Origin of the sequence: Thermovirga sp., from assembly GCA_012523215.1 — a bacterium.
Taxonomy (GTDB): Bacteria; Synergistota; Synergistia; order Synergistales; family Thermovirgaceae; genus 58-81.
The window spans coordinates 1-3911 of sequence record JAAYIZ010000111.1; the positions used below are offsets into that span (position 1 = coordinate 1).

Here is a 3911-nt window from a genome sequence, read left to right on the forward strand (position 1 = left end):
CCGTCAAGATCCTTCTTTTAACCTCGTCGCCAAAGCCAGCGCTCCTGGTGAGGATGATTTGCGAGGCGAAGTCCGGCGCATCCGCCCTGAAGCCAAACCTGACCCCGTCGAACCGTGCGAGGTTGGAGCTGGCCTCGGCGGGGGAGATGATATAGTAACAGGGCAACCCGAAGGTGATCGACTCCTCGAGTGAAACCTCAACCATGACGCAACCCGATGCCTCCAGTACCAGGGCCGCCTCTTCGATAGACCTGGCAAGAGCCTGATCAAGAATGCCTTTACGAAACTCACGGACAATACCAACACGCACCCCTTCCAGGGAAGGATTCTGAGCCCCTTCGATAAAGCGGGGACGCACTCTCTTTTTGCTCGTTGAGTCCCGAGGATCGTGAGCATAAATTGCATCCATCGTGAGGGCAATATCGGCAACGCTCCTGGCGAAGGGGCCCACCTGGTCAAGGGAAGAGGCGAAAGCAATCAAGCCCCAGCGGCTGACCGAACCATAGGTTGGCTTGAGACCGTGGACACCGCAGAAGGCTGCCGGCTGTCGAATGGAACCGCCGGTGTCGCTGCCCAGGGCGATAGGCACGTAGCCGGCCGCGACGGATGCGGCGCTACCGCCGGAACTTCCTCCCGGTACCCTGGAAAGGTCCCGGGGGTTCGATACGGGGCCGAAGAAGGTGTGCTCGGAAGAACTTCCCATGGCAAACTCGTCCATGTTCGATTTTCCCACTATGACCGCTCCAGCTCCCTGGGCCATTTCGACTACAGCGGCATCGTAGGGGGGTTTCCACTGCTCCAGCATCCTGCTCCCACAAGTGGTCCTGACTCCCCGGGTGCAGAGGTTGTCCTTGACGACGACGGGCACACCCGCCAGGGGCCCCGGGTCGTTTCCGGAGGCGACCTGCCGGTCAATAAAGGCTGCCCTCTTGAGGGCCTGGTCCTCCATGACGCTTATAAGGGCATTCAGTCGTGATTCCTGGGCACCGATCCTTTCCAGCGAGGCCGAAACAACTTCTACCGCCGAGCATTCTCGGTTCAGGACAGCGGCGGCGATACTGGCTCCATCCATGGACTCAATCCTCATGGTAATCCTCCGTCCCGCCCATGGGCGGGACAACGAAAAAAGGACCTTCTTTCAATGGGGCGGCGGCCAGGGCCTCTTTTCCATCCTCCCATCCTACCGGTTCATCGCTCCTGAAGGGGCAGGGCGAATCATCGGGGTCGGAAAAGGGGTCTACCTTGTCGGTATCGCATTCCTCGAGACCTCTGAAGTGATTGGCCATTTCCCTGAAGAATTTAACCATGGTTTGCGCCTTTTCATCGCCGATCTCAATGCCTGAGAGGGCCGCTGCCCTTTTTACAATCTTGCTATCGATCTCCATGCTATTCGCCTGCCTTCGGCCTATGGTCCATCTTTGCCCCGCCGATCAAATCGAGAAAGGCCTTCTCATCGATGACCCTCACACCGAGGGAACCGGCCTTCGCCAGTTTGCTTCCAGGGTTGGAGCCCCCCACCACGAAAGAGGTCTTCCTGCTGACCGAGGAAGGCGTCGAGCCTCCCAACTCCTTTACCTTGCTCTCCGCTTCCGAACGGGTCATCCCTTCCAGTTCCCCGGTGAAGACGAAGCTCTGTCCCGCGAGGGGACCTTTCTTTTCGCTCCCGCGAACTACGGCGGTGGACATGTTCAGGCCGGCGGCCTTCAGTCGTTCCAGGGTCTTGCGGTTTTGGGCATCCCTGAAGAAAGCCGACACGGAGGAGGCGATCGTCGGACCGATCCCCTCGATCGAAGCGAGGGTACCTTCATCGGAGGAGCTCAATTTTTCGATGTCACCGAAAGCCCGGGCCAGGATATCGGCGACCCTGGGCCCAACGTACTTTATCCCCAATGCGGTTATCAGGGATGAAAAGGGCCTCTTCCTGGAGGATTCGATGGAAGCCAGGATGAACGTTGCTGCCTTCTCTCCCAAAACCCTGGAGGACTTATCGCCGGTCAGGGTTATCGGCGCCAGGTCATTCAAGGTCAGGGAGTAGATATCCGCGAAGTCCCTGACGATTCCCTTCTCCACCAGTTTTTCCAGTAGTTTTTCTCCAAGACCTCCGATATCCATCCCCGACCTGGAAGCGAAATACCTCAAGCCCTCCAGGATCTGGGCGGGACAGGACCTGTTGATACACCTCAAAGCCACTTCACCTGGAAGGGAGACGGCCTTCGAGCCGCAGGCAGGGCAATGGGAGGGCATGCTGAATGGCCTGGAGTCGGCCTTCCTGGAACCCATTTCGGGCCTCAAGACTTCGGGGATTATCTCCCCGGCCTTGCGGACCCAGACCATGTCGCCCTCGCGGATATCCCTTCTCGCCACTTCATCGGCGTTGTGAAGGCTTGCCCTCTGGACGACCGTCCCGGACAGGTTGACAGGCTCAAGGATGGCGATAGGGGTCAGTGTGCCGGTCCTGCCCACGGACACTTCTATCCTGATAAGTTTCGTGAGTTTTTCCTCGGGGGGAAATTTATAGGCGATGGCCCATCTTGGCGCCTTGGCCGTGGCGCCGAGCATCGGCCACGAGGCCAGGTCGTCCACCTTGATGACGACGCCGTCGGTGACGTAGGGGAGCGAAAACCTGCCGTTTCTCCAACGCTCGATATAGTCGAATACTTCTTTCGTGCCCCGGCAAAGGCATTCCGACCCCTGAACGGGAAAACCCTGCCCTCGAAGCCAGGAAAGGCATTGATACTGGCTTTCTATGCCGTAATCCGCGGGTGAGATCACCTGGTAGACAAAAAGGCTGAGCTTCCTCGACGCGGTAACGGCCGGATCGAGTTGCCTGAGACTCCCCGCGGCGGCGTTGCGGGGGTTCGCGAAGAGGGGCAGGCCCTGCTCCTCTCTTTCAGCGTTCAGGGCTATGAAGTCCTGGCTCTTGATAAGGACCTCGCCACGGATCTCCAGCGCCCCGTCAATTCTTTCGGCCAATTTTTCGGGAAGATCGGCTATAGTCATCAGGTTTCTCGTGACGTCTTCCCCGGTGTGTCCATCCCCCCGGGTCGCCCCGAGGATGAACTTCCCGTCCTTGTAGTGTAACGACACGGCCAGGCCATCGATCTTGAGTTCACAACAAAGGGCTGGAGGAACAACGTCCCTCGAGACCTTCCTGGTGAAGTCCTCCACGTCTTCACTGCCGAAAGCGTTGTCCAGGCTGAGCATGGGAGAGTCATGGGTTATCTTGGCGAAATCGCTCCTGGGCGCCCCGCCCACCGTTATCGTTGGGGAATCCGAAGGGGGAACCTCTCCCAGTTGGGATTCGAGGTTTTCCAATTCTCGGGCGAGGAGGTCATATCGGTCATCGGAGATCTCGGGAGAGTCCAGCTCATAGTAGAGGTAGTTATGGCGTTTCAACTCCTCCCTCAGGCGGTCGATCCTTTCCCTTATCTCTCTTGCGTCCAAGGATCCTCCCTCCGCTTCCATTCCTCAAGCCTTCGGTCGCATGGTCGGGAAAAGAATGACATCCCTTATGGAACGGGAATCGGTGAGGAACATGGTGAGCCGGTCGATGCCTATCCCAAGCCCTCCCGTGGGCGGTAGGCCGTATTCCAGGGCGTTGATGTAATCCTCGTCGAAAACATGCGCCTCATCGTCCCCGGCTTCCTTTTTCCTCAACTGGTCAAGAAAGCGTTCCCTCTGGTCAAGGGGGTCATTGAGTTCGCTGAATGCGTTGGCCACCTCGGATCCGTAGATAAAGAGTTCGAATCGGTTTGTGAAATCGGGGTTCTCGGGGTTCTTCTTTGCGAGAGGGGAAACCTCCGTGGGAAGTCCCAAGACAAAGGTGGGCTGGATGAGGTTCTCCTCCACGAACTTTTCGAAGAGCTCCGTCAGTATTAAGAAACGGCTTTCGCCCCCCTCGACGTCAACGC

4 protein-coding genes are annotated in these 3911 nt (G+C 58.1%); all 4 read right to left on the reverse strand.

Annotated features, from left to right (window positions below; all coding sequences use genetic code 11):
* A partial coding sequence (gene gatA / locus GX108_03190; protein NLO56048.1) for an Asp-tRNA(Asn)/Glu-tRNA(Gln) amidotransferase subunit GatA occupies window positions 1-1087 on the reverse strand: 1087 nt, incomplete at its 3' end.
* Entirely contained in the window at window positions 1077-1385 is a 309-nt protein-coding gene (locus GX108_03195) for a hypothetical protein (protein NLO56049.1), read from the reverse strand. The genes gatA and GX108_03195, both read right to left, overlap by 11 nt.
* Window position 1386: 1 nt before the next feature.
* Window positions 1387-3465 (reverse strand): NAD-dependent DNA ligase LigA, encoded by a 2079-nt coding sequence (ligA, locus tag GX108_03200; protein ID NLO56050.1) that lies wholly within the window; start codon window positions 3463-3465, stop codon window positions 1387-1389.
* 3 nt (window positions 3466-3468) lie between these two features.
* Window positions 3469-3911 (reverse strand): lysine--tRNA ligase (locus GX108_03205; GenBank protein NLO56051.1); only part of this gene is annotated, 443 nt, incomplete at its 5' end.